Below are 22,250 nucleotides of genomic sequence, written 5' to 3'. Positions count from 1 at the left end.
ACGTCGGCACCGGCGCGCGCGGCGACCAGGCGGGACGCGCACGGCCCGGCCTGCGAGTTGCGCGCCAGCGCTCCGGAGTCTAGGCGTCGAAGAGGGCTTCTGACGACGACCCCGGGACCTGTGGTTCTGCTGTGACCCGGCCGAGGGGGATCCCGCCGCGCGGGAGGGGCTGCCCGAGGTGCTGCCAGGCCGCCTCGGTGGCCACGCGGCCGCGCGGGGTGCGGGCCAGCAGCCCGGCTCGCACCAGGAACGGCTCGCACACCTCCTCGACGGTGTGCGGCTCCTCCCCCACGGCCACGGCCAGCGTCGCGACGCCGACCGGTCCGCCGCCGAACTTCACGACCAGCGCCTCCAGGACGGCGCGGTCGAGCCGGTCCAGGCCCAGGTGGTCGACGTCGTAGAGCGCGAGCGCGGCCTCGGCGACCTCGCGGGTGACCCGGCCGTCGGCCTCCACCTCGGCGTAGTCGCGCACGCGGCGCAGCAACCGGTTGGCGATCCGTGGTGTGCCGCGGGAGCGCCCGGCGATCTCGGCGGACCCCTCGGGCGTGAGCTCGACCCCGAGCAGGTCGGCGCTGCGGGCGAGGACCCGCTCCAGCTCCGCCGGCTCGTAGAACTCCATCTGCCCCACGAAGCCGAACCGGTCGCGCAGCGGGCCGGTCAGCAGGCCGGCGCGGGTGGTGGCGCCGACGAGCGTGAAGGGGTTGATCTCCAGCGGGATGGCGGTCGCCCCCGGCCCCTTGCCGACGACGACGTCGACCCGGAAGTCCTCCATCGCCATGTACAGCAGTTCCTCGGCGGGCCGGGCGATGCGGTGGATCTCGTCGATGAACAGCACGTCGCCGGGCGCGAGGTTGGAGAGCATCGCCGCGAGGTCGCCGGAGCGCTCGATGGCCGGGCCGCTGGTGATCTTCACCGAGGTGCCCAGCTCCGAGCCGATGATGAGCGCGAGGCTGGTCTTGCCCAGCCCGGGCGGGCCGGAGAGCAGCACGTGGTCGGGCGTCCTCCCCCGGCGCTTCGCCCCCTCGAGGACGAGCGCGAGCTGCCGGGCCACCTTGGGCTGGCCGATGAAGTCGTGCAGCGAGTGCGGCCGCAGGGCCGACTCGACCACCCGCTCCTCGTCGCCGGCCTGCGGCTGGACGCCCCAGTCCTGCCCGGTGCCGGCGGCGAGCTCGCCGGTCAGCGACCGGTCGAACGGCGCGCTCATGCCCTACCCAGCAGCTGCAGCGCCTGGCGCAGCAGGACGGCGATCTGCGCCGAGCCGGTCGCGGCGATCTGCTCCTCGGCCACCGGCTCGAGCTGCCCCAGCGCCCCGTCGGCCTCCTTGGCCGACCAGCCGAGCGAGACGAGCGCAGCAGTCAGCTGGTCCCGCCACGGCGCGACCGGCGTCACCGCGGGCAGACCCGACGGCGCGTCGAGCTGGGTGTCGGTCGTGGTGGAGCCCAGCCGGTCGCGGAGCTCCAGGACCAGCCGCTCGGCGCCCTTCTTGCCGATGCCGGGCACCTGCATGAGGGCCTTGAGGTCGCCCATGGTCACCGCGCGGCGGATCTCCCGCGGGGGGTGGATGGCGAGGACCGCCTGGGCGAGCCGCGGGCCGACGCCGTTCGCCGTCTGCAGCAGCTCGAACAGCTGCCGCTCGTCGTCGTCGGCGAAGCCGTAGAGGGTGAGCGAGTCCTCGCGCACCACGAGGCTGGTGGCCAGGCGGGCGGGCTCCCCGACCTGCAGCCGGGCGATGGTGCCGGGCGTGCACTGCACCGCCAGGCCGACGCCGCCGACCTCCACCACCGCGCCGTCGGGGCCGACCGCGGCCACCCGGCCGTTGACCGAGGCGATCATCGGGCCGCCACCCCCTGCCAGCGGGGCAGCGTGCGCTGGACGACGGGGGCGCCGATGCCGCCGGCGATCGCTGCCGACCGCAGCCGCTGCTGGGCCGGGCCGCGCCAGGCGTGGCACACCGCGAGCGCCAGGGCGTCCGCGGCGTCGGCGGGCTTCGGGGCGGTGGCGAGCCCGAGCACGCGGGTGACCATCACGGTGACCTGCTCCTTGTCCGCGCGGCCGTTGCCGGAGATGGCGGCCTTGACCTCGCTCGGCGTGTGCCAGGCGACCGGGCGGTCGGCCTGCGCCGCGGCCAGCGCCGCGACGCCGGCCGCCTGCGCGGTGCCGGTGGCGGTGCCCTTGTTGTTCTGGGTGAAGACGCGCTCGATGGCGACGACGTCGGGCCGGTGCTCGCGCAGCAGCGCCGTCACCGCGGTGTGCAGCTCCAGCAGCCGCAGCTCCAGGTCCAGCTCCGGCATCGTGCGGACGACGCCCACGCCGATCGCCGTCGGACGGGCACCGGGGCGCCCGTCGACCACGCCCCACCCGCACCGGGTGAGGCCCGGGTCGATACCGAGCACCCGCATGGTCACGCTCCCGTCAGCCGAACGCTTGTTCGACCGAGGCTAACCTCCGGCACCCCCACCGGGGCGCCGACACGCCCTCAGGCGTCGGCGGCGACCTTCTCCATGACCTCGTCGGAGACGTCGTAGTTCGCGTAGACGTTCTGCACGTCGTCGAGGTCCTCGAGCGCGTCGATCAGCTTGAACACCTTCGCCGCGCCGTCCTCGTCCAGCTCCACCTGCACGCTGGGGACGAAGCCCATGTCGGCCGAGTCGTACTCGATGCCGGCCTCCTGCAGCGCGGTGCGCACGGCGACCATGTCGCCGGGCTCGCTGACGACCTCGAAGGTGTCGCCCAGGTCGCGGACCTCCTCGGCACCGGCGTCCAGGACGGCCATCAGCACGTCGTCCTCGGTGTGGCCCGCGGCCGGCACGACGACGACGCCCTTGCGGGAGAACAGGTAGGAGACCGAGCCCGGGTCGGCCATCGTGCCGCCGTTGCGGGTCATGGCGGTGCGCACCTCCATGGCCGAGCGGTTCTTGTTGTCCGTGAGGCACTCGATCAGCACCGCGACACCACCGGCGGCGTAGCCCTCGTAGGTGATGCCCTGGTAGTCGACACCGCCGGCCTCGAGGCCACCGCCGCGCTTGACCGCGCGGTCGATGTTGTCGTTGGGCACCGAGCTCTTCTTCGCCTTCTGGACGGCGTCGTAGAGCGTCGGGTTGCCGGACAGGTCGGCGCCGCCGGTGCGGGCCGCGACCTCGATGTTCTTGATCAGCTTGGCGAAGAGCTTGCCGCGCTTGGCGTCGATCCCGGCCTTCTTGTGCTTGGTCGTCGCCCACTTGGAGTGGCCACTCACGGCTCTTCCCTCTCTGCGTCGGCCAGGTGACGGCGCACGATGTCGACGAACAGCGCGTGCACCCGGCGGTCCCCGGTCAGTTCCGGGTGGAAGCTGGTGGCCACCACGTTGCGCTGGCGGACCGCGACGATCCTACCGTCGGCCGGCCCGCCCTCGACCCGGCCGAGCACCTCCACGCCCTCGGCGGCCTCCTCCACCCACGGCGCGCGGATGAAGACCGCCTGCAGGGGCGGGCCGTCGAGCCCGGCGAAGCGCACCGTCGACTCGAAGGAGTCCGCCTGCCGACCGAAGGCGTTGCGCCGCACGGTGACGTCCAGGCCGCCCACCGTCGGCTGCTCCGGCGGGGCGTCCAGCAGCCGGTCGGCCAGCAGGATCATCCCCGCGCAGGTGCCGTACGCGGGCAGCCCGGAGCGGACCGCCTCGCGCAGCGGTCCCAGCAGCCCGAAGCGGGTGGCCAGCTTGCCCATGGTGGTCGACTCACCACCGGGGACGACGATGCCGTCCAGCCCGGCCAGCTCCTCGGGCCGGCGCACCGCACGGACCTCGGCGCCCTCGGCCTGCAACGCGGCCAGGTGCTCCCGGACGTCGCCCTGCAGCGCCAGCACCCCGATGACGGGGCTGCTCACCACCCGCGGGTGGCGTAGCGCTCGCTCTCCGGCAGCGTCGCGACGTTGATGCCGACCATCGGCTCGCCCAGGCCCCGCGACACCTTGGCGATGACGTCGGGGTCGTCGAAGAAGGTGGTGGCCTGCACGATGGCCGCCGCGCGCTGGGCCGGGTCACCGGACTTGAAGATGCCCGAGCCGACGAAGACGCCCTCGGCACCCAGCTGCATCATCATCGCGGCGTCGGCCGGGGTGGCCAGGCCGCCCGCGGTGAAGAGCACGACCGGCAGCTTGCCCAGCCGCGCCACCTCCTGGACGAGCTCGACCGGTGCGCGCAGCTCCTTGGCGGCGACGAAGAGCTCGGTCTCGTCCAGGGTGGTCAGCCGGCGGATGCCCGCCCGCAGCGCCCGCATGTGCCGGGTGGCCTCGACGACGTTGCCGGTGCCGGCCTCGCCCTTGGAGCGGATCATGGCCGCGCCCTCGGAGATGCGGCGCAGCGCCTCGCCCAGGTCGGTGGCCCCGCAGACGAAGGGCACCGTGAAGGCGTGCTTCTCGATGTGGTGGGCCTCGTCGGCCGGGGTCAGGACCTCGGACTCGTCGATGTAGTCGACGCCGAGGGACTGCAGGACCTGCGCCTCGACGAAGTGGCCGATGCGCGCCTTGGCCATCACGGGGATGGAGACCGCGTCGATGATCCCCTGGATCATGTCGGGGTCGCTCATCCGCGCGATGCCGCCCTGGGCCCGGATGTCGGCCGGCACCCGCTCGAGGGCCATGACGGCGACCGCGCCGGCGTCCTCGGCGATGCGTGCCTGCTCGGGGGTGACGACGTCCATGATGACGCCGCCCTTGAGCTGCTCGGCCATGCCGCGCTTCACCCGGTCGGTCCCGGTCGTCGGTTCCGGCTGGTCCTGCTGCGCTGCCACGGGTGTCCGCCTTCGGTCGACGCGATCAGTGGTGCGCAACGATACGGCGGTCAGCGCGCGGACCGGCCGGCCGGGTCCACCTCCCGGATGCCGGCGCCGAGCCGGTCGTCGATGTCGAAGTAGCGCGGCAGCGGCCGCGAGCGGTGCAGCCGCAGCCACCGGGCGAACCGGCGGCCGCGCAGCTCGCGGGTGTCGCGGACGGCGTCGTTGTAGAAGCGGCGGGCCAGGGCGACGCGGGTGAGCGTGCCCGCCAGGTCGGTGCGCAGGCCGTTCGGCACCCCGGGCAGGTCGGCGGGGAGCTCGCGCAACTCCCGCCCCAGCGCGTTCTCCGCCAGCTCGCGGTCGCCCGGGTGCGCGGCCCGCGCCTGCGCCGCCGCCGTCGCCAGGCGCTCGGCCGTGCGCTCCCCCAGCGCGGCCGGGTGGTTGCGCGCGAGCTCCTCGGCGAGACCCGCCCGCCGTCGCAGCTGGGCCTCCAGGGCCGCCTCCGCACGCCGCATCCGCTGGTCCAGCCGGCGCAGGCGGGTCAGCGTCCACCCCGTCCACGCGGCGAGCAGCACGAGGACGCCGGCGGCGATCAGCACCCACAGCTCGGACGTCACGGTCGTCGAGGCTAGCGGCGGCGCGGGCGGATGCGGGGAGGTCGCGCCGCGGTTCCGGTCGGCGGCACGCCCGGGACGACGTCGTCCGGGCCCACCGTGACCGCCCCGCCACCCGCGGGCACCACCGTCTCGTAGACGGCGAGGATCCGCCGGGCCAGCACCTGCCAGTCGTACTGCGCGGCCAGCCGCGAGCCGCGGGCGGACAGCTCGGCCCGGCGCTCCGGATCGCCGAGCAGCTCCGACAGCGCCCGGCCCAGGGCCGCCGGGTCGTCGCGCCGCACGACGACCCCCGCCGTCCCGCCGTCGAGCACGCGGACGAAGGCGTCGAGGTCGCTGGCGACGACCGGCGCCCCGGCGGCCATCGCCTCGATGAGGATCACGCCGAAGGACTCGCCGAGCAGGTTCGGCGCGCAGTAGACGTCGACGCTCCGCAGCAGCGCCGCCTTGTCGGCCTCGGACACCTCGCCCAGCAGCGTCACGTGCGGGCAGAGGTCGTCGCCCACCATGCGCTCCAGCTCCTCGGCGTCGCCGCGCCCGGCGATCAGCAGGCGTGCGTCGGGGTGGTCGCGGACGACCGTGCGCATCGCCGTCAGCAGGACGGGGAGGCCCTTGCGCGGCTCGTCGAAGCGGCCGACGAAGCCGACGGTCGGGCCCTCGGCGCCCCGCGGGCGGCCGGTGAGCGTGGGGCCCTCGGCGAAGAAGCCGACGTGCACCCCGTTGGGGATGATCACCGCGTCGCCGCCCAGGTGCTCGACCTGCACGCGGCGGGCGAAATCCGAGACGGCGATCCGCCCGGCGATGCGCTCGAGCCACGGGCGCACGGCCGGCCCGAGCACCACCAGCATCTTCGAGCGCGTGGTGGCGGTGTGGAAGGTCGCCACGATCGGGCCGCGGGCGAGCATGCACACCAGCAGCGACACCGACGGCGACGACGGCTCGTGCACGTGGACGACGTCGAACCGCCCCTCCCGCAGCCAGCGGCGCACCCGCGCGGCCGAGACCGGGCCGAACTGCACGCTGGCCATCGAGCCGTTGTACGGGACCGGCACGGTGCGGCCGGCGAAGGTGATGGAGGGGTCGGTGATCGACTCCTCGCGCTCGGCGGGGGTCAGCACCTCGACGTGGTGCCCCATCCCGCGGAGCGTCTCGGCCAGGTCGCGCACGTGGTACTGGACGCCCCCGGGGACGTCCCACCGGTACGGGGAGACCAGGCCGATGCGCATCAGGCCGGGCCCCGCCGCGCGGACCGTGGCTCGTCGGCCGGGACGTCGGCCCAGATGCGGCCGAGCATGTGCCAGTCCTCCGGGCGCTCGGCGATCGACTCGGTGAAGGCGTCCGCCACGGCCTGCATCGCCGTCGGCACGGCGTCGCGCGGGTCGGCGCCGCCGGTGACGGGCACCTCGGGGTGCACCTTGAGCTGCCAGCCGCGCTCGGTGAAGCGGCAGACCACCGGGTGCAGCGAGGCGCCGGTCTCCACGGCGAGCTGCGCGGCACCGCCGGGCATCCGGGCGGGCCGGCCGAAGAACGTCACCGGCACGCCGCCGGCGCCGAGGTTGCGGTCGACCAGCAGGCACGCCGAGCCGCCGTCGGCCAGCCAGTCGCGCAGCACGTCGGAGCTCGGCCGCGGCCCGCCGGTGAGCGGCACGACCCGCATCCCGAGGGTCTCGCGGTAGTCGAGGAAACGCCGGTACAGGGACTCCGGCTTCAGCCGCTCGGCGACGGTCATGAACGGGCCGCCCAGCCAGTCGATGAACCAGACCCCGGCGGCGTCCCAGTTGCCGCTGTGCGGCAGGGCGAGGACCACTCCCCTGCCGGCGGCACGGGCCTCCTCCAGGTGCTCGATCCCGGGGACGGTGGTGCCGGCGAGGATCCGGTCGACGCCGAGGGTGGGCAGCCGGAACGCCTCCTGCCAGTACCGGGCGTAGGAGCGCATGGCCGCAGCCGTGAGGTCGTCGAGCTCGGCCTCGGTCAGCGCTCCCCCGGTGACCACCCGGAGGTTGGCCCGCAGCCGGCGGACGCCGGCGCCCTCGCGGCCGGCGGCCCAGTCGCCCGCCCGGTCGAACAGCCCGCGCGCGGCGGGCTCGGGCAGCATCCGCACCGCCCGCCAGCCGGCGGCGTACCCGGCGTCGGCGGCCCGGCCCAGGAGCCGTTCGCGACGGCTCACGAGGCGATCCGCGCGCCGGCTGCCGCCCGCTTCACCGCCAGGACCCGCTGCGCCACGGTGACCGCGCTGCCGGCCAGCAGCACCCACAGGGCGACGTGCAGCGAGTACGGGATGCCCAGGCCGGTGAACCCGGTGCCCACGAGGACGATGATCAGCCGCTCGGTGCGCTCGACGATGCCGACGTCGCACGACAGGCCGACGCCCTCGGCCCGCGCCTTGATGTAGCTGGTCAGGACGCCGAGCACGAGGCAGATCAGCGACAACGCGACGATGAGCCGGTTGTCGCCACCGCCGGAGAACCACCACGCCAGCGCGCCGAAGATGGCGGCGTCCGCGGCCCGGTCGCCGACGGAGTCCAGGACCGCGCCGAACACCGAGCCGCCGCCGCGCAGCCGGGCCAGCGCCCCGTCGAGCATGTCCAGCATCACGAACATCCAGACGGCGAAGGCACCCCAGAACAGGGAGCCCGAGCCGATGAGGAACACCGCGGAGACGACCGCGCCCACCGTGCCGGTGATCGTCACCATGTCCGGGGTGACGCCGATGCGGTCCAGCCGGGTGACGATCGGGTTCACCACCTTGGCGACGGCCGGGCGGGCGTTGACGCCGAGCACGTCAGGTCTCCCGCACCGGGGCCGCGCGGTCCGACCACGCGGCGGCGAGCAGGTCGCGAGTCTCGCGCAGCACCTGCGGGAGCACCCGGGTGAGCCCGACCACCGGCATGAAGTTGGTGTCGCCGCCCCAGCGGGGCACGGCGTGCTGGTGCAGGTGGTCGGCGATGCCGGCCCCGGCCACGGACCCCTGGTTCATGCCGATGTTGAAGCCGTGCGCGCCGGCGACGGCCCGGATCGTGCGCATCGCCGTCTGGGTGAAGGCACCGAGCTCGGCGACCTCCTCGACCGTGAGGTCGGTGTAGTCGGGCACGTGCCGGTACGGGACCAGCATCAGGTGGCCGGCGTTGTACGGGTAGAGGTTCAGCACCGCGAACACCGTCGACCCGCGGGCCACGATCAGACCGTCCTCGTCGCTCATCGCCGGGATGAGGCAGAACGGGCAGTCGTGGTCGCCGGTCGGCTTGTTCTCGCCCCGGATGTAGGCCATCCGGTACGGCGTCCAGAGGTGCTCGAAGGCCGCGCCCGGTCCGTCGTCGGGCGTCATCCGGCGGTCTCCGCGGTGGGGTCGGCGTTGTTCCGCGCCGCGACCCAGGCCGCGATCTCCTCGACCGCGGCGTCGACCGGCACGCCGTTGCGCTGGCTGCCGTCGCGGAACCGGAAGGAGACCGCACCCGCCTCGGCGTCGGTCGCGCCGGCGATGAGCACGAACGGCACCTTCTGCTTGCTGGCGGTGCGGATCTTCTTCTGCATCCGGTCGTCGGAGTCGTCGAGCTCGAACCGCAGGCCGCGCGCCCGGAGCTTCAGCGCGACGTCGCGCAGGTAGGGCACCTGCTCGTCGGTGACCGGGATGCCGACGGCCTGGACCGGGGCCAGCCAGGCCGGGAAGGCGCCGGCGTAGTGCTCGGTGAGCACGCCGAAGAACCGCTCGATCGAGCCGAACTTGGCCGAGTGGATCATCACCGGCTGCTGGCGGGTGCCGTCGGCGGCGCTGAACTCCAGGCCGAAGCGCTCTGGCTGGTTGAAGTCGTACTGGATGGTCGACATCTGCCAGGTGCGACCGATCGCGTCGCGCGCCTGCACCGAGATCTTCGGGCCGTAGAACGCCGCGCCCCCGGGGTCGGGGACGAGCTCCAGCCCGGTCTCGCGGGCGGCGTCCTCGAGCACGCCGGTCGCGACCGCCCACTGCTCCTCGGAGCCGATGAACTTGGACCGCTTCTCCGGGTCGTCGCCGCGGGTGGAGAGCTCCAGGTAGTAGTCGTCGAGCCCGAAGTCGCGCAGCAGGCTGAGCACGAAGTTCAGCAGGTGCCGGATCTCGCCGGGCGCCTGCTCCGGGGTGACGTAGCTGTGCGAGTCGTCCTGGGTGAGACCGCGCACGCGGGTCAGGCCGTGCACGACGCCGGACTTCTCGTACCGGTAGACGGTGCCGAACTCGAAGAACCGCAGCGGCAGCTCGCGGTAGGACCGCCCTCGCGACCGGAAGATCAGGTTGTGCCCCGGGCAGTTCATGGCCTTGAGCCGGTACTCGCTGTTCTCCAGCTCCATGCCGGGGAACATCGTGTCGGCGTAGTACGGCAGGTGGCCCGAGGTCTCGAACAGCCCGCTCTTGGAGATGTGCGGGGTGCCGACGTAGTCGAAGCCCTCCTCGATGTGGCGGGCGCGGACGTAGTCCTCCATCTCCCGCTTCACCACACCGCCCTTGGGGTGGAAGACGACCAGGCCGGAGCCGATCTCGTCGGGGAAGCTGAACAGGTCGAGCTCCGCGCCGAGCCGGCGGTGGTCGCGGCGCTCGGCCTCGGCCAGGTGCTCGAGGTAGGCCTTGTGCGCGTCCTTGCTCTCCCAGGCGGTGCCGTACACCCGCTGCAGCTGGGGGTTCTTCTCGCTGCCGCGCCAGTAGGCCGCCGCCGACCGGGTGAGGCTGAACGCCGGGATGCCCGAGGTGCGCGGCAGGTGCGGGCCGCGGCACAGGTCGGTCCAGACCCGGTCGCCGGTGCGGGCGTCGAGGTTGTCGTACATGGTCAGCTGCGCGCCGCCGACCTCCACGTCGGCGCCCTCCGCATCGCCGGCACCGCCCTTGAGGCCGATCAGCTCCAGCTTGTACGGCTCGTGCGCGAGCTCGGCCTGCGCGTCGGCGTCGCTGATCTCGCGGCGGGAGAAGTTCTGCCCGGCCCGCACGATCTCGGTCATCTTCTTCTCGAGGGCCTGCAGGTCCTCGGGGGTGAAGGGCCGCTCCGGGTCGAAGTCGTAGTAGAAGCCGTTCTCGACCGGCGGGCCGATGCCCAGGCGGGTGCCCGGGAAGAGCTCCTGCACGGCCTGCGCGAGCACGTGCGCGGCCGAGTGCCGGATGACGGCGCGCCCCTCGGCGCTGGCCGCGGGGACCGGGTCCACCTCGGCGTCGGCGTCAGGGGTCCAGGCCAGGTCCTTGAGGTCACCGGAGGCCAGGTCGCGGACGACGACGGCGCCGTCGGGTCCCTTGAGCGGGACCCCGGCGTCCTTGAGGGCCTGCTGCGCCGTCGTCCCGGCCGGCACCCGGATCGGGGAGACGGCGGTCGGCGAGGGCGGGGTGGACACGGGAGCTCCCAGGGGTCGGCACGGCATCGGGGTGCCCGGCCGAGGCCGGTCACCGGCCCCCGAGCCTAGTGCGCTCCCCTGCTCACCCCGGGACGTCGTCCGGCTGGAGGTGGACGACGTCACCGACGGCGATCGCGCCCGGGCGCCGCACCTCGGCGTACACGCCCAGGCAGTGCTTCGGCGTCCGGGTCACCCGCAGCTCGGCGTCCCCGATGCGGACGACCCGGCCGACCCACGTGCGCTCGTCGCCGTCGGGCAGGTCCAGCAGCACGTTGGCGCGCGGGTCGTCGGCGGAGCAGCCCTCGGGGACGTCGCCGGCGGCGGCCCGGTCGATCGCCTGGCGGGAGACGAGGTGCACCGCCGCGGCGTCGACCTGCGGGCTCTCGCTCGCCGCCAGCCGCACGGGCCGCCCCAGCACCTCGGCGAGGGTGATCGTGTCGGCCTCGGCGTCGCCGGTGGCCACGACCTGGCGCAGCTCGGGCGTGGTCTTCACCGTGACCGGTTCGCCGGTGCCGGCGTCGACGACCGCGTGGGCCCGATCGCCCCGCAGCCCGGCGGGCTCCACCTCGGCCCGCGGGACGGCCCGGCCGGCCAGGGACTTCACCGGGTACACCGAGATCGAGGCCACCGAACCCACCGCGTCGCTCACCGCACCCACGCTACGGGCAGCCGAGCGGCGCAGCCGGCGCAGCTGCGCGTCGAGGTAGGGCCGGGCGCGACGCTGCCCGCCCGAGGTGGCGATGGCGGCCTCGAGCGCCTCGAGCGCCCGCACCAGCCGCGCCGGGTCGGCCGGCCAGCCACGCCCCAGGCACTCCTCGAGCCACTCGACCGGGGTGCGGTGCCCGCGTTCGGCGTTGCAGCGCCGGCAGGCGGCCACCTCGTTGGCCAGCCAGGAGGGGCCGCCCTTCACCCGCGGCACCACGTGCTCGGTGCTCGGCTGCACGAGCGCCGAGAACTCGCGGCCGCACCAGATGCAGGTGGGCCCGTCCCGGTCGAGGACCAGCCGCAGCCTGGCCGCGCGGTCCGGTCGGGCGCTCACCGGTCCCATGGTCCCCGCGAAGCCCGGCCGGCGCTTCACCGACCGACGCCGACCGCTCACACCTCGTCCCGGATCGCGCGCGAGCGCCGGCGCATCGTAAGTGGGAGAAGCCGATCCCGCCCGTCGATCACCGGGTCGCAGCACTGTGCCCTCCTCCGCGGCGCGGCACCCGGCCGTCCGCAGGCAGAGAGGTGGAACGGCGATGCACACGAGCACGAGCACGACGATCCGTCGATGGGCGGCGGGCGGCGCCACGGCGGTGCTGCTGGCCGCCCTCCCGGCCTGCGGATCCGACGGAGGAACGGACGAGGCGGGCGGGGAGAGCCCGGCGTCGACCAGCGCCGCCGGTGACGTCGAGGCGTTCTGCGCCGCGGCCGTCGAGGCGGAGTCGATGGCGAGCCAGGGACCCGCCGTGGACTTCGAGACCGCGTCCCCGGAGGAGATCCAGGCCGCGGTGACCGAGTTCGGCGCGCGGCTGGAGCCTTCCCTGAAGGAGGTGGAGGACACCGCACCGGACGAGGTCCGCGACGACGTCGAGACGCTCACCGGGATGATCCGCCAGATGCTCGAGACCGGGGACGACACCCTGATGGACAGCGAGGAGGCCCGGTCCGCCGACGCCGGCATCGACGACTACATGCTCGACTCCTGCGGCTACGAGCAGATCGAGGCGACCGCGGTCGACTACGAGTTCGAGGGCATCCCGGACACCGTCCCGGGCGGCACCGTCGCGGTCACGTTCGCCAACGAGGGCGAGGAGATGCACGAGATCGGCATCGCTCGGATCAACGACGGCGTCACCGCCTCGGCCGAGGAGCTGCTGGCGATGCCGGAGGAGCAGGCCATGACGATGGCGACCTTCACCGGGGGCGCGTTCGCCCCGCCCGGCGGGTCCGACACCACGTTCCTGGAGCTGCAGCCGGGTCGCTACGCCGCCATCTGCTTCGTCCCGCAGGGGACGACGGACATGGAGACGATGGCGGAGGGCGCGCCGCACTTCACCCTCGGCATGGTCAGCGAGTTCACCGTCGAGTGAGGGACGGCCGACGGGTGGCGGAGGACGCATCCCTGACCCGGCGCGGGTTCCTCGCCCTGGGGGCTGGGCTCGCGGTCGCGGCCGGGTGCCGCGGCGGTGGCGGCGGCGCCACCGCCGCCGCGGCACTCCCCCTGCAGCCCGGGCCGATGACCCTCGACCTGGCCGGCTCCGAGGTGGCCACCTGGGGGTACGGCACGGTTCCCGGCCCGGAGATCCGGCTCCGGGCCGGCGACGTGCTGCGGGTCCGGCTCGACAACGGCCTGCCGGAGGGGACCACGGTCCACTGGCACGGGCTGGCGCCGCCGAACGCCATGGACGGCGTCCCCCGCGTGACCCAGGTCCCCGTCGAGCCGGGCGGCACCTTCCTGTACGAGTTCCGCACCCCCGTCGCGGGGTCGTTCATGTACCACGCCCACGTGGGCGTCCAGCTCGACCGCGGGCTCTACGGGCCGCTGGTGGTGGAGCCCCGCGACGAGCCGCTCTCCTACGACCGCGAGTACGTCCTGATGCTCGACGACTGGGCCGACGGCGTCGAGGAGACGGGGCCGCACACCGACCACGGCGGGGTGCCGGCCGAGTCCGCCGTCGACCCCGGCCCGGCGACGGTCTCCTTCGGTGGTCGCACGTACCCGCTGGTCCTCGTGAACGGGCACCCCCCGGACGACCCACCGGTCCTGGAGGGCAGGCCGGGCGACCGCCTGCGGCTGCGGGTGATGAACGTGGCCGCGGACACCGGCTTCCGGTTCGCCGTGGCCGGGCACCCGCTCACCGTCACGCACACCGACGGCATGCCGGTGGAGCCGGTCACGGTCGACGTGCTGCGGCTGGGCATGGGCGAGCGCTACGACGTCCTGGTGGAGCTGGGCCGGCGCGACGGCGCCTGGCAGATCGGGGTCGCGCCCGAGGGGCGGCGCGGGTGGGGCCGGGCGGTGCTGCGCTACACCGGCAGCCCGGCGTCGTCCGCTCCGCCGGTCACCGCCTGGCCCGCGGAGCTGGACGGCCGGCCCGCCGAGCACGCCGACCTGCTCGCCGTCGAGCCGCTGGCCCTGCCCCCGGGGCGGCCGGACCGGGTGTTCGACCTGACCCTCGACGGCACCGAGATCGGCGGTCAGAGCTATCCCGACGCCGACCCGCTGACGGTCGCCGAGGGCGAGTGGGTGCGGCTGGTCCTGCGCAACACCGGCGCGAAGTGGCATCCCATGCACCTGCACGGGCACCACTTCCAGGTGCTGACGCCGTCGGGCCGCGGACCGGTGAAGGACACCGTCGCCGTGCCGGCCAGGGGCGGCGTGGTGACGTTCGACTTCCTGGCCACCAACCCCGGGAAGTGGCTGTTCCACTGCCACAACCACCACCACATGGAGGACGGCATGGTCCGCCTGGTGCGCTACGGGAGCGCCTGACCTCCGAACGACGAGAGGCCCGGTCCGCGGACCGGGCCTCTCGTGCTGGTGGGCGATACTGGGTTCGAACCAGTGACCTCTTCGGTGTGAACGAAGCGCTCTACCACTGAGCCAATCGCCCGTTGCGCGACTGATTGTGCCAGACGCTCATCGCCAGAGCGGAACCCACCCCGGCACCCAGCCGGGCACTCCCATGACGTGCAGCGTGACCACCAGGACGCCGTAGACGAACGCCGCCGTGGCGAGGCCGAGGAGCAGCCGGACCCACACCGGCTGGCCGGTCACCCAGTCGGTCCAGCGCTTGACGTGGTGCTTGGTGAACTCGAGCAGCCGCTCGGCCCAGGTGAACTCCGTCGCCAGCACGAACAGACCCGCGATGACGGTGAGCCAGCCCGGACCGGGCAGCGGGATGGTGACCAGGCCGACCGCGACGATCAGGCCGCCGACGATCCCGACCCCCACCCGGTAGCCGTGGTTGAGGCTGCGCGTGGCCGCGAGACGCCTGCGCCAGCGCGCCTGGGCCACGCGCTCGCGCAGGCTGTGCACCTCGTCGGCGTCGTACCGCGCCCGGCGCTCGTCGGCGGTCTCCCCGCGCGGGTGCGCGGTGGAGGTCGACTTCGCCGTCGTGTCCGATCCGCTCAGCTGGACACCTCCCCGCTCGCGACGACCCCCGACGGTTCTGCCGGAGCCTGGCGACCGGGCTCGATGCTGATGCCGTAGCCGAGGAACTCGTCGAGTCCGGTCGCACCGGAGCCTACGGTTTCGACGGCGATCTGCGACCGTTCGACGTCGAACGTGCCCAGAGCCACCGGCGCGCCCTTGCCCAGGCCCCAGAGGACGTAGGTCTCGGCGGACACGTCGTTGAGCTCGAGCCCTTCGGTGACGACGTGCGCGACACCGTCGCGGGCGACCAGCGTGGCCAGCCGCTGGTCCTCGCTGGTCAGCGGGACGACGACGGACTGCCCGGGGCGGGTGAGCTCGGCGACGACCGCCTCCTGCGCCGCCACCGTGGCCTGCAGCTCCTCGCGGGACTGGCTGAGCACCACGGTCCAGGTGCCGAGGCCGACCACCGCGGCCACGGCGGCCGCCACGAGCACCCGGCCGAGGGCCCGGGACCGGGGGGCGGGCAGCTCCGGGACCGGGACCGGGCCGGTGCTCTCGCCCTCGCTCGCAGAAGCCGGCGGAGCCGGCGGAGCCGGCGGTGCCGCCGGCGGGGGCAGCTGCTCGGTGGACCCGACCGCGGCGCTCAGGCGGGACCGGAGCTCGGGCGAGGGCTCGGCCGACGGGAGGTCGTAGGCCATGGCCGCCATCACCTCGGCGGTCTCCGCCACGGTGCGCGCACAGCGCTCGCAGCCGGGCAGGTGACGGGCGAAGGCCGCCTCGTCGTCGGGCTCCAGCGCGTGCAGCGCCCAACCCACGGCCAGCTCGTCGAAAGCGTGCTCCCCGGTCATCGTGCCGTCCCGTCCGAGGACGGGTTGCCGGACAGCGCGCTGCCACCCTGGCCCGACGACCCGCCCAGTTCTGTCTTCAGCCGGCGCATGCCGGCCAGCATCCGTGTCTTGACGGTGCCGAGAGGTGTGCCGGTGAGGGCCGCCACCTCCCGCTGCGTGTACCCGCCGTAGTAGGCCAGCGTGAGCGCCTCGCGCTGGGCGGCGGGCAGCTCGCCGAGGGCGGCGCGCACCTCGTCGGCGACGACCCGCGCCCAGGCGTCGTCCTCGACGTCGCGGGTCGCGGTGGGCGCGTCCAGCACCGCCTCGTCCTCCGCCCGTGCCTGGCGCCGCCGCTGCGACTCCTCACGTCGCACGGCGTCGACGGCCTTGTGGTGGACGACGGCCAGGAGCCAGGAGGCGAAACTGCCCCGGGCCGCGTCGTAGGCCCACGGGTCGCGCCAGACGCCGAGGAACACGTCCTGCAGCACGTCCTCGGCCAGGCCGTCGTCCGTGAGGATCCTGCGCGCCAGCGCGAAGGCGGGACGGCGGAAGCGCTCGTACAGGTCGTCGACGGCTCCGCGTTCACCGGCACGGATGCGACGGAGGATCTCGACGTCGCCGACGCCCTCCTCCGAACGGCGCACCGGTCGACTCACGACTCCCATGGTCACACGGGGCGTTCGCATCGTCCCAGCACATCGGTTCGCTGTGACGGATGTGGCGGATGTGGCGGATGTGGCGGTTGTGACGAGCGGGACGCGCTGTGTGTCAGGACGTCACTTTTCGGACCACCCGTCGTTGACCGGACATGACGAGCCGATGGACCCCCGGTCACATCACACCCATCACTCTTCAGCTGGTCGGCCCGCAGTCGTGGACCGAGGTCCCCGCGCTGCTCTGCTACGACCAGTCGGACCCGTTCGCGGTCCGCATCGCCTTCGGCGAGGCCGGCGAGCAGGACGACGAGGGCATCGCCTGGCTGGTGGCACGCGAGCTCCTGCAGGCAGGCCTCGAGCACCCCACCGGCGACGGCGACGTGCGCATCTGGCCGGCCCAGGCCAGCACCGACGTGCTGTTCCTCCACCTGCGCGCACCCTCGGGCGAGGCGCTGTTCGAGCTGTCCCGCGCCACCGTTGCCGCCTTCCTGCGGCACACCGAGGCCCTGGTCCCCTCCGGTTCGGAGAGCGCCCTGCTGGGCCTCGACCAGGAGCTGGACGCCCTCCTGTCCAACGGCGGACCGGACGCGACGGGCCGCTGACCTGCGGGAACGCACCGTCGGCACCCTGCGGGGGGAAGCGCGGAGACCCCCCCTTCAAACCCCCTCCGGGCGTCGGTTAGAGTTCTTTCTCGTAACGCGGATGTGGCTCAGTGGTAGAGCATCACCTTGCCAAGGTGAGGGTCGCGGGTTCGAATCCCGTCATCCGCTCGGAACCTCGGGGGCCGGTCGAGAGACCGGCTCCCGCGTGCGGTGGAGTGGCCGAGAGGCGAGGCAACGGCCTGCAAAGCCGTCTACACGGGTTCAAATCCCGTCTCCACCTCGTCTCCTCCGGAGTACGAGCGCGGAGGAGGGTCCGGTCGCGAGGCCGGAACGGGCGATTGGCGCAGCGGTAGCGCGCTTCCCTGACACGGAAGAGGTCACTGGTTCGATCCCAGTATCGCCCACCACGAAGAGCCCCAGGTCCGATGACCTGGGGCTCTCGTCGTCCCGGGGGCCCGGCGGGCCGGCCGGTCACCCCGCCTTCGGGGCCACCCGCTCGGCCCAGAACCGCTGCACCTGCTCGGCCAGCTGGTCGGGGGTCCCGCTGTTGTCGAGCACCACGTCGGCTGCCGCGCGGCGCTGCTCGTCGGAGGCCTGCGCCGCGATCCGGGCGCGGGCGTCCGCCTCGGTGAGGCCGCGGTCGATCAGCCGCGCCACCCGGGTCTCGGGATCGGCCTCGACGACGAGCACGAGGTCGTAGGAGCCTGCCTGCCCGGTCTCCACCAGCAGCGGGACGTCGTTGACCACCACGGCGTCCGGCGGCACGGCGGCGACCAGCTCCCTGGACCGCTGCCGCACCAGCGGGTGGACGATCGCGTCCAGCCGGGCGCGCGCGTCCGCGTCGGCGAACACGATCGCGGCCAGCGCCGCCCGGTCCAGCGCGCCGTCCGGGCTCAGCACACCCGCCCCGAATTCCGTCACGACGGCAGCGAGGCCGGGAGTGCCCGGCTCCAGCACCTCGCGCGCGATGCGGTCGGCATCGACCACCGTCGCGCCCCGCGCCGCCAGGAGGGTCGACACCGTGCTCTTGCCCGAGCCGATGCCCCCGGTCAGTCCGATCGTCAGCACGCACGGACAGTAGCGACCGTCCCGCGGAGATCACGGGGCGGTAACACCCGTCCCGCACGCCCGGCGCGTCGCAGTAGTCACACGAGCCCCACCACTAACGTTCGTCCTGGCGATCTTCCCCGCCGAGAGAGGCAGAACGAACATGTCCGGTCACACGCCCGCTGCATCCCCGTCGACCCGAGCCGCCCGTCGTGGCGCCGGACGGCACCGGCTCGGCGCCCCCACCGGTGTGCGTTGCGCCGACATCCCCGCGGTCCGCGACCGCATGCAGTTCCAGCGGCCGGCCGTGGCCCACCGCAGCTCGCTGCTGCGCTGGATGTTCTCCACGCCCACCACCGGGCGCCACACCTGGAGCTTCCTCGCGGGCTCCGGCGGACGCCCGCGCACGGCGTTCGCCATCATCCTCAGCCTCTGACGGAGCCCGCCGCGCCCCGGAGGCTGCGGCGGTCCGGCTGACGCCCTGCGGCACCTTCGCGTGCCGCGCTGTGCGGTGCAGTGCCGAAGGGCCCGTGGACGTCGTCCACGGGCCCTTCGGCGTGCTCCGCCCCGCTGCGGGAACGGCAGAGGCCCAGGACCCGTGCGGGTCCTGGGCCTCCGACGTGCAGAGCTGGCGGGTCAGACCCTCAGGTCACTCGCCGCCGGCCAGCTTGGCGCGGAGCGCCGCGAGCGCCTCGTCGCTGGCCAGGGTGCCACCGGTGCTGGCCGGGGCGTCCGAGCCGGCGGCGTCGTCGCTGGAGTAGCTGCCACCGGCAGCCGCCTCGGCGTCGGCCTCCTTGGCGGCCGCGATCTGCTTGCGGTGCGCCTCGAAGCGGGCCTGGGCCTCGGCGTACTGCCGCTCCCACGTCTCGCGGGCCTCGTCGTAGCCCTCGAGCCACTCGCCGGTCTCCGGGTCGAAGCCCTCGGGGTAGATGTAGTTGCCCTGCTCGTCGTAGGACGCCGACATGCCGTAGGCGGCCGGGTCGAACTGGTCCTCCTCGCCGACGACGCCCTCGTTGGCCTGCTTGAGCGAGAGCGAGATGCGGCGGCGGTCCAGGTCGATGTCGATGACCTTGACCAGGATCTCGTCGCCGACCTGCACGACCTGCTCCGGGATCTCCACGTGGCGCTCGGCCAGCTCGGAGATGTGGACCAGGCCCTCGATGCCCTCGTCGACGCGCACGAACGCACCGAAGGGAACCAGCTTGGTGACCTTGCCGGGGACGACCTGCCCGATCTGGTGGGTGCGGGCGAACTGACGCCACGGGTCCTCCTGCGTCGCCTTCAGCGACAGGGAGACCCGCTCGCGGTCCAGGTCGACGTCGAGGACCTCGACCGTGACCTCCTGGCCCACCTCGACGACCTCGGAGGGGTGGTCGATGTGCTTCCAGGACAGCTCGGAGACGTGCACGAGGCCGTCCACGCCACCCAGGTCGACGAACGCACCGAAGTTGACGATCGAGGAGACGACACCCGAGCGCACCTGGCCCTTGGCGAGCTTGTTGAGGAACTCGCTGCGGACCTCGGACTGCGTCTGCTCCAGCCACTGACGACGGGAGAGCACGACGTTGTTGCGGTTCTTGTCGAGCTCGATGATCTTGGCCTCGAGCTCGCGGCCCACGTAGGGCTGCAGGTCGCGCACGCGGCGCATCTCGACCAGCGAGGCCGGGAGGAAGCCGCGGAGGCCGATGTCCAGGATGAGACCACCCTTGACGACCTCGATGACGGTGCCGGTGACGACCTCGTCGGCTTCCTTCTTCGCCTCGATCGTGCCCCAGGCGCGCTCGTACTGGGCGCGCTTCTTGGAGAGGATCAGCCGGCCTTCCTTGTCCTCCTTCTGGAGAACCAGGGCTTCCACCTCGTCGCCGACCTTGACGACCTCGTTGGGGTCGACGTCGTGCTTGATGGAGAGCTCGCGCGAGGGGATGACGCCCTCGGTCTTGTAGCCGATGTCCAGCAGCACCTCGTCCCGGTCGACCTTGACGATGACGCCCTCGACGATGTCGCCATCGTTGAAGTACTTGATCGTCGCGTCGATGGCGGCGAGGAAGTCCTCGGCGCTGCCGATGTCGTTGACGGCGACCTGGGGGGTGCTGGAAGGACGGACCTGGGTGGAGGTCATGTGGTTGGTAGCTCCGGACGGGGAATGCGTAGGGACAGGACACCCACGGCCGCACGACCGCGGGGAGGAACAGCGGGAAAGAACCGGCGCGGCCCGTCCCACGAGAGGGGGAGGACACGTCAGACCTCTGGCGCCCCTCCATGGTACGGACGCCGGGACGGCGCGGTCCACCTGGGTGGAACCGGCCCCCTCCCGGGGCGGCGTGTCACGATCGGCGTGTCATGACCCTCCCCCCGCACCCGTCCCCCCTGCCGCTCGCCGGTGACGGCTACCCGGCCGCGGGCGGTGTCGCCCGCCGCCCCGTGGGGGGCGCGGAATCGGTCCGCGCCAACCGCGCCTGGTGGGACGCCGCGGCGCCGGCGTACCTCGACGAGCACGGCTCCGACCTGGGTGACGCGGACTTCCTCTGGTGCCCCGAGGGCCTGCGGGAGGCCGATGCCCGCCTGCTCGGGGACGTCGCCGGCCGGCGGGTGCTCGAGATCGGCTGCGGCTCCGCTCCGTGCGCCCGCTGGCTGCGCACCGCCGGTGCCGACGTCGTGGCGCTCGACCTGTCCGGCGGCATGCTGGCCCGGGCGGCGGAGCTCAACCGCGCCACCGGCATCGCCGTCCCCCTGCTGCAGGCCGATGCCGGTGCGCTCCCGCTGGCCGACGCGAGCGTCGACGTCGCCTGCTCGGCGTTCGGCGGCCTGCCGTTCGTGGCCGACGTCGAGGGGGCGCTCCGCGAGGTCACGCGGGTGCTGCGGCCGGGCGGGCGCTTCGTGGCGTCGGTGAACCACCCGATGCGCTGGCCGTTCCCCGACTCCCCCGACCCCGAGGACCTGCGGATCGTCTCCTCCTACTTCGACCGCACCCCGTACGTGGAGACCGACGACGCCGGCCGGACGGTCTACGTGGAGCACCACCGGACGGTCGGCGACTGGGTGCGGGCCGTCGTCGGGGCCGGGCTCGTGCTCGAGGACCTGGTCGAGCCGAAATGGACCCCGGGCCGCACGGAGAACTGGGGGCAGTGGTCACCGGAGCGCGGCGCGCTCGTGCCCGGCACCCTGGTCCTGGTCTGCCGGCGACCCTGAACCTCTGGTCGAGCCTCAGACCGCCAGCCGCTGCAGCCACTGGTCCACGGGCGGATGGCTCACCAGACGTCCCCGGCGCGCCAGTCGCAGGTGAGCTCGCCGCGGCGGTCCAGCGGCAGCGGCCCGGGCAGCACGAACACCGACCCGTCGTCCTCCGGGGTGCGGCGGATGCCCTCGGGGGCGAGCACCGAGGTCGGCCCCTCCCAGAGCAGCCACCCGCGGGCGGCGTACAGGCCGATCCCGTCCTCCGACGCGCTGAGGGCGCCGAGGTCGTGATCGGTGCGGACGATCTCCTCCAGGGCGTCCATCACCGCCGTCGCGATGCCCTGCCGGCGACGGTCCGGCACGACCGCGACGGCTTCGACGTAGCCGGCGCGCAGCGTCCGGCCACCGTGCCGCAGCTGCCGCCGGACCACCGCACCGTGGCCGATCAGCCGGCCCTCGTCGTGCACCAGGGCGTGCATCCCGCCCAGGGCGTGGGCGAAGTCCTCGTCGGCGAAGTCGCCGGCGAACGCCCGGTCCAGCAGCGCGCGGATCTCCAGGTGCTCGACGTCGTCGAGGTCGGCCGTGCGCCGGACGACGGTCGTCGGCACGGCTCAGCCCCCGACCAGGGCGCGGGCATACCGGCGTCGGTACCAGCGCTGGGCGATCAGCACACCGGGGAACGCCAGGCGCCACCGACCGGCACCAGGCGCGGTCACCGACCGGAGCGTCAGCCGGACGTCCCCGTCGTCGCCGCGGTGCAGCACGAAGGCCTCCTCGCCCGAGACCGGGTGCCCCTCGAGAGTGCCGTAGGCGAACCCGCAGCGGTCCGGCCGGTCCACGACCGCGACCACCCGGGCGGGCTCACGGATGCGCAGGGGCCCGACCGAGGCCACGAGCCAGTAGTCGGCGCCGCCCCGCACACCGGGCCCGGACCCCGACGCAGGCTCGACCGCGAAGCCGCTGCGGGTCTTCACGCCCCACGACAGCAGCGCCGCTCGCGCGTGCACCCAGCACTCGTCACCCCTGCCGACGAGCACGGACCGCTCGTACGCGCGGCGCCCCGCAGGCGCCGACGACACCGCGTCCCCGGGCGCCGTGACGCCGGCCGGCCCGTAGGTCAGCCTCCGGTCAGCGAGGCCGGTCGACGCCATC

Annotated in this window: 25 protein-coding genes and 4 tRNA genes; 8 read left to right on the top strand and 21 right to left on the bottom strand. The window is 73.8% G+C overall.

Translation table 11 applies throughout. The annotated features are described in order from the left end of the window. Positions 1-79 precede the first annotated feature (79 nt). The 13 genes from ruvB to DQ244_RS19975 all read right to left on the bottom strand — a co-directional run bounded on the left by ruvB (position 80) and on the right by DQ244_RS19975 (position 11,750). Entirely contained in the window at positions 80-1,204 is a 1,125-nt protein-coding gene (ruvB, locus tag DQ244_RS14715; RefSeq protein ID WP_113812228.1) for a Holliday junction branch migration DNA helicase RuvB, read from the bottom strand. Then, positions 1,201-1,833 (bottom strand): Holliday junction branch migration protein RuvA, encoded by a 633-nt coding sequence (ruvA, locus tag DQ244_RS14710; protein WP_113812227.1) that lies wholly within the window; start codon positions 1,831-1,833, stop codon positions 1,201-1,203. The genes ruvB and ruvA overlap by 4 nt, the downstream gene beginning before the upstream one ends. After that, a complete protein-coding gene (gene ruvC / locus DQ244_RS14705) occupies positions 1,830-2,399 on the bottom strand; it encodes a crossover junction endodeoxyribonuclease RuvC (protein WP_113812226.1) in 570 nt (189 codons plus the stop codon). Before ruvC ends, ruvA begins: the two co-directional genes overlap by 4 nt. Before the next feature lie 77 nt (positions 2,400-2,476). Further along, complete coding sequence (locus DQ244_RS14700) at positions 2,477-3,235, bottom strand: YebC/PmpR family DNA-binding transcriptional regulator (RefSeq protein ID WP_113812225.1); 759 nt, start codon at positions 3,233-3,235, stop codon at positions 2,477-2,479. Beyond that, entirely contained in the window at positions 3,232-3,861 is a 630-nt protein-coding gene (gene pdxT, locus DQ244_RS14695; RefSeq protein ID WP_113812416.1) for a pyridoxal 5'-phosphate synthase glutaminase subunit PdxT, read from the bottom strand. The genes DQ244_RS14700 and pdxT overlap by 4 nt, the downstream gene beginning before the upstream one ends. Beyond that, positions 3,858-4,718: a pyridoxal 5'-phosphate synthase lyase subunit PdxS gene (pdxS, locus tag DQ244_RS14690; protein ID WP_369832122.1), complete on the bottom strand. Its 861-nt coding sequence runs from the start codon at positions 4,716-4,718 to the stop codon at positions 3,858-3,860. The genes pdxT and pdxS overlap by 4 nt, the downstream gene beginning before the upstream one ends. A gap of 98 nt (positions 4,719-4,816) precedes the next feature. Continuing rightward, positions 4,817-5,365 (bottom strand): hypothetical protein, encoded by a 549-nt coding sequence (locus DQ244_RS14685; RefSeq protein ID WP_113812223.1) that lies wholly within the window; start codon positions 5,363-5,365, stop codon positions 4,817-4,819. Between the two features lie 11 nt (positions 5,366-5,376). Further along, positions 5,377-6,588, bottom strand: coding sequence for a glycosyltransferase family 4 protein (locus DQ244_RS14680; protein ID WP_113812222.1), 1,212 nt, complete (start codon positions 6,586-6,588; stop codon positions 5,377-5,379). Continuing rightward, positions 6,588-7,529 (bottom strand): phosphatidylinositol mannoside acyltransferase, encoded by a 942-nt coding sequence (locus DQ244_RS14675; RefSeq protein ID WP_113812221.1) that lies wholly within the window; start codon positions 7,527-7,529, stop codon positions 6,588-6,590. Before DQ244_RS14675 ends, DQ244_RS14680 begins: the two co-directional genes overlap by 1 nt. Beyond that, the gene (pgsA, locus tag DQ244_RS14670) at positions 7,526-8,143 is read right to left on the bottom strand and encodes a phosphatidylinositol phosphate synthase (protein ID WP_113812220.1); all 618 of its coding nucleotides are present in this window, start codon (positions 8,141-8,143) and stop codon (positions 7,526-7,528) included. The genes DQ244_RS14675 and pgsA overlap by 4 nt, the downstream gene beginning before the upstream one ends. Position 8,144: 1 nt before the next feature. Beyond that, positions 8,145-8,687 carry an HIT domain-containing protein gene (locus DQ244_RS14665; RefSeq protein WP_113812219.1) on the bottom strand — a complete coding sequence of 181 codons (543 nt, stop codon included), beginning with the start codon at positions 8,685-8,687 and terminating at the stop codon, positions 8,145-8,147. Beyond that, positions 8,684-10,711, bottom strand: a complete 2,028-nt coding sequence (gene thrS, locus DQ244_RS14660) for a threonine--tRNA ligase (RefSeq protein ID WP_199580414.1) — start codon at positions 10,709-10,711, stop codon at positions 8,684-8,686. Before thrS ends, DQ244_RS14665 begins: the two co-directional genes overlap by 4 nt. 82 nt (positions 10,712-10,793) lie before the next feature. Next, positions 10,794-11,750, bottom strand: coding sequence for an MOSC N-terminal beta barrel domain-containing protein (locus DQ244_RS19975; RefSeq protein WP_233491508.1), 957 nt, complete (start codon positions 11,748-11,750; stop codon positions 10,794-10,796). 202 nt (positions 11,751-11,952) lie between these two features. On the opposite strand from DQ244_RS19975, the gene DQ244_RS14645 reads away from it, so the two are divergent. Both DQ244_RS14645 and DQ244_RS14640 read left to right on the top strand, forming a co-directional pair. Continuing rightward, complete coding sequence (locus tag DQ244_RS14645) at positions 11,953-12,786, top strand: hypothetical protein (protein WP_113812217.1); 834 nt, start codon at positions 11,953-11,955, stop codon at positions 12,784-12,786. Between the two features lie 14 nt (positions 12,787-12,800). Next, positions 12,801-14,189: a multicopper oxidase family protein gene (locus tag DQ244_RS14640; protein ID WP_199580413.1), complete on the top strand. Its 1,389-nt coding sequence runs from the start codon at positions 12,801-12,803 to the stop codon at positions 14,187-14,189. A 46-nt stretch (positions 14,190-14,235) separates the two neighbouring features. Here DQ244_RS14640 and DQ244_RS14635 read toward each other — a convergent pair. The 4 genes from DQ244_RS14635 to DQ244_RS14620 form a co-directional block, all read right to left on the bottom strand. Continuing rightward, a tRNA-Val gene (locus DQ244_RS14635) sits at positions 14,236-14,310 on the bottom strand. 26 nt (positions 14,311-14,336) lie between these two features. Next, entirely contained in the window at positions 14,337-14,735 is a 399-nt protein-coding gene (locus DQ244_RS14630) for a TIGR02611 family protein (RefSeq protein ID WP_233491498.1), read from the bottom strand. A 92-nt stretch (positions 14,736-14,827) separates the two neighbouring features. After that, complete coding sequence (locus DQ244_RS14625; protein WP_113812216.1) at positions 14,828-15,640, bottom strand: anti-sigma factor domain-containing protein; 813 nt, start codon at positions 15,638-15,640, stop codon at positions 14,828-14,830. Continuing rightward, entirely contained in the window at positions 15,637-16,284 is a 648-nt protein-coding gene (locus DQ244_RS14620; protein ID WP_233491496.1) for a sigma-70 family RNA polymerase sigma factor, read from the bottom strand. The genes DQ244_RS14625 and DQ244_RS14620 overlap by 4 nt, the downstream gene beginning before the upstream one ends. A gap of 143 nt (positions 16,285-16,427) precedes the next feature. Here DQ244_RS14620 and DQ244_RS14615 point away from each other — a divergent pair, with 143 nt between their 5' ends. From DQ244_RS14615 to DQ244_RS14600, 4 genes are all read left to right on the top strand, one after another. Then, positions 16,428-16,877: an SsgA family sporulation/cell division regulator gene (locus DQ244_RS14615; RefSeq protein WP_113812214.1), complete on the top strand. Its 450-nt coding sequence runs from the start codon at positions 16,428-16,430 to the stop codon at positions 16,875-16,877. 96 nt (positions 16,878-16,973) lie between these two features. Then, positions 16,974-17,045: transfer RNA gene (locus DQ244_RS14610), tRNA-Gly, on the top strand. 41 nt (positions 17,046-17,086) lie between these two features. Then, a tRNA-Cys gene (locus tag DQ244_RS14605) sits at positions 17,087-17,157 on the top strand. 52 nt (positions 17,158-17,209) lie between these two features. Further along, positions 17,210-17,284: transfer RNA gene (locus tag DQ244_RS14600), tRNA-Val, on the top strand. Between the two features lie 64 nt (positions 17,285-17,348). On the opposite strand, the gene coaE is transcribed toward DQ244_RS14600, so the two are convergent. Continuing rightward, positions 17,349-17,945: a dephospho-CoA kinase gene (gene coaE / locus DQ244_RS14595; protein WP_113812213.1), complete on the bottom strand. Its 597-nt coding sequence runs from the start codon at positions 17,943-17,945 to the stop codon at positions 17,349-17,351. 265 nt (positions 17,946-18,210) lie between these two features. Between coaE and DQ244_RS19970 the strand changes: the two genes are divergently transcribed. Continuing rightward, complete coding sequence (locus DQ244_RS19970) at positions 18,211-18,360, top strand: hypothetical protein (protein WP_233491493.1); 150 nt, start codon at positions 18,211-18,213, stop codon at positions 18,358-18,360. Between the two features lie 213 nt (positions 18,361-18,573). On the opposite strand, the gene rpsA is transcribed toward DQ244_RS19970, so the two are convergent. Further along, complete coding sequence (rpsA, locus tag DQ244_RS14585; RefSeq protein ID WP_113812212.1) at positions 18,574-20,043, bottom strand: 30S ribosomal protein S1; 1,470 nt, start codon at positions 20,041-20,043, stop codon at positions 18,574-18,576. Between the two features lie 221 nt (positions 20,044-20,264). On the opposite strand from rpsA, the gene DQ244_RS14580 reads away from it, so the two are divergent. Continuing rightward, positions 20,265-21,113: a class I SAM-dependent methyltransferase gene (locus DQ244_RS14580; protein WP_113812211.1), complete on the top strand. Its 849-nt coding sequence runs from the start codon at positions 20,265-20,267 to the stop codon at positions 21,111-21,113. Positions 21,114-21,172: 59 nt separating this feature from the next. On the opposite strand, the gene DQ244_RS14575 is transcribed toward DQ244_RS14580, so the two are convergent. Then, a complete protein-coding gene (locus DQ244_RS14575; protein WP_113812210.1) occupies positions 21,173-21,706 on the bottom strand; it encodes a GNAT family N-acetyltransferase in 534 nt (177 codons plus the stop codon). A 3-nt stretch (positions 21,707-21,709) separates the two neighbouring features. Continuing rightward, entirely contained in the window at positions 21,710-22,249 is a 540-nt protein-coding gene (locus DQ244_RS14570) for a DUF1990 family protein (protein WP_113812209.1), read from the bottom strand. Position 22,250: the final 1 nt, after the last annotated feature.

This window comes from Blastococcus sp. TBT05-19 (assembly GCF_003319095.1).
In the GTDB taxonomy this organism is placed as follows: Bacteria; Actinomycetota; Actinomycetes; order Mycobacteriales; family Geodermatophilaceae; genus Blastococcus.
Note: the sequence above shows the minus strand (reverse complement) of the source record. Positions and strands in the feature narration are given on the sequence as shown.

What these genes read in the sequence shown, in the direction of transcription:
- DQ244_RS14570 (WP_113812209.1), bottom strand. Translation starts at nt 22,249, where the DNA reads ATGGCGTCGACCGGCCTCGCTGACCGGAGGCTGACCTACGGGCCGGCC.
- DQ244_RS19970 (WP_233491493.1), top strand. Translation starts at nt 18,211, where the DNA reads ATGCAGTTCCAGCGGCCGGCCGTGGCCCACCGCAGCTCGCTGCTGCGC.
- DQ244_RS14625 (WP_113812216.1), bottom strand. Translation starts at nt 15,640, where the DNA reads ATGACCGGGGAGCACGCTTTCGACGAGCTGGCCGTGGGTTGGGCGCTG.
- ruvC (WP_113812226.1), bottom strand. Translation starts at nt 2,399, where the DNA reads ATGCGGGTGCTCGGTATCGACCCGGGCCTCACCCGGTGCGGGTGGGGC.
- rpsA (WP_113812212.1), bottom strand. Translation starts at nt 20,043, where the DNA reads ATGACCTCCACCCAGGTCCGTCCTTCCAGCACCCCCCAGGTCGCCGTC.
- DQ244_RS14645 (WP_113812217.1), top strand. Translation starts at nt 11,953, where the DNA reads ATGCACACGAGCACGAGCACGACGATCCGTCGATGGGCGGCGGGCGGC.
- DQ244_RS14620 (WP_233491496.1), bottom strand. Translation starts at nt 16,284, where the DNA reads ATGGGAGTCGTGAGTCGACCGGTGCGCCGTTCGGAGGAGGGCGTCGGC.
- DQ244_RS14680 (WP_113812222.1), bottom strand. Translation starts at nt 6,588, where the DNA reads ATGCGCATCGGCCTGGTCTCCCCGTACCGGTGGGACGTCCCCGGGGGC.
- DQ244_RS14615 (WP_113812214.1), top strand. Translation starts at nt 16,428, where the DNA reads ATGACGAGCCGATGGACCCCCGGTCACATCACACCCATCACTCTTCAG.
- DQ244_RS14665 (WP_113812219.1), bottom strand. Translation starts at nt 8,687, where the DNA reads ATGACGCCCGACGACGGACCGGGCGCGGCCTTCGAGCACCTCTGGACG.
- ruvB (WP_113812228.1), bottom strand. Translation starts at nt 1,204, where the DNA reads ATGAGCGCGCCGTTCGACCGGTCGCTGACCGGCGAGCTCGCCGCCGGC.
- DQ244_RS14580 (WP_113812211.1), top strand. Translation starts at nt 20,265, where the DNA reads ATGACCCTCCCCCCGCACCCGTCCCCCCTGCCGCTCGCCGGTGACGGC.
- ruvA (WP_113812227.1), bottom strand. Translation starts at nt 1,833, where the DNA reads ATGATCGCCTCGGTCAACGGCCGGGTGGCCGCGGTCGGCCCCGACGGC.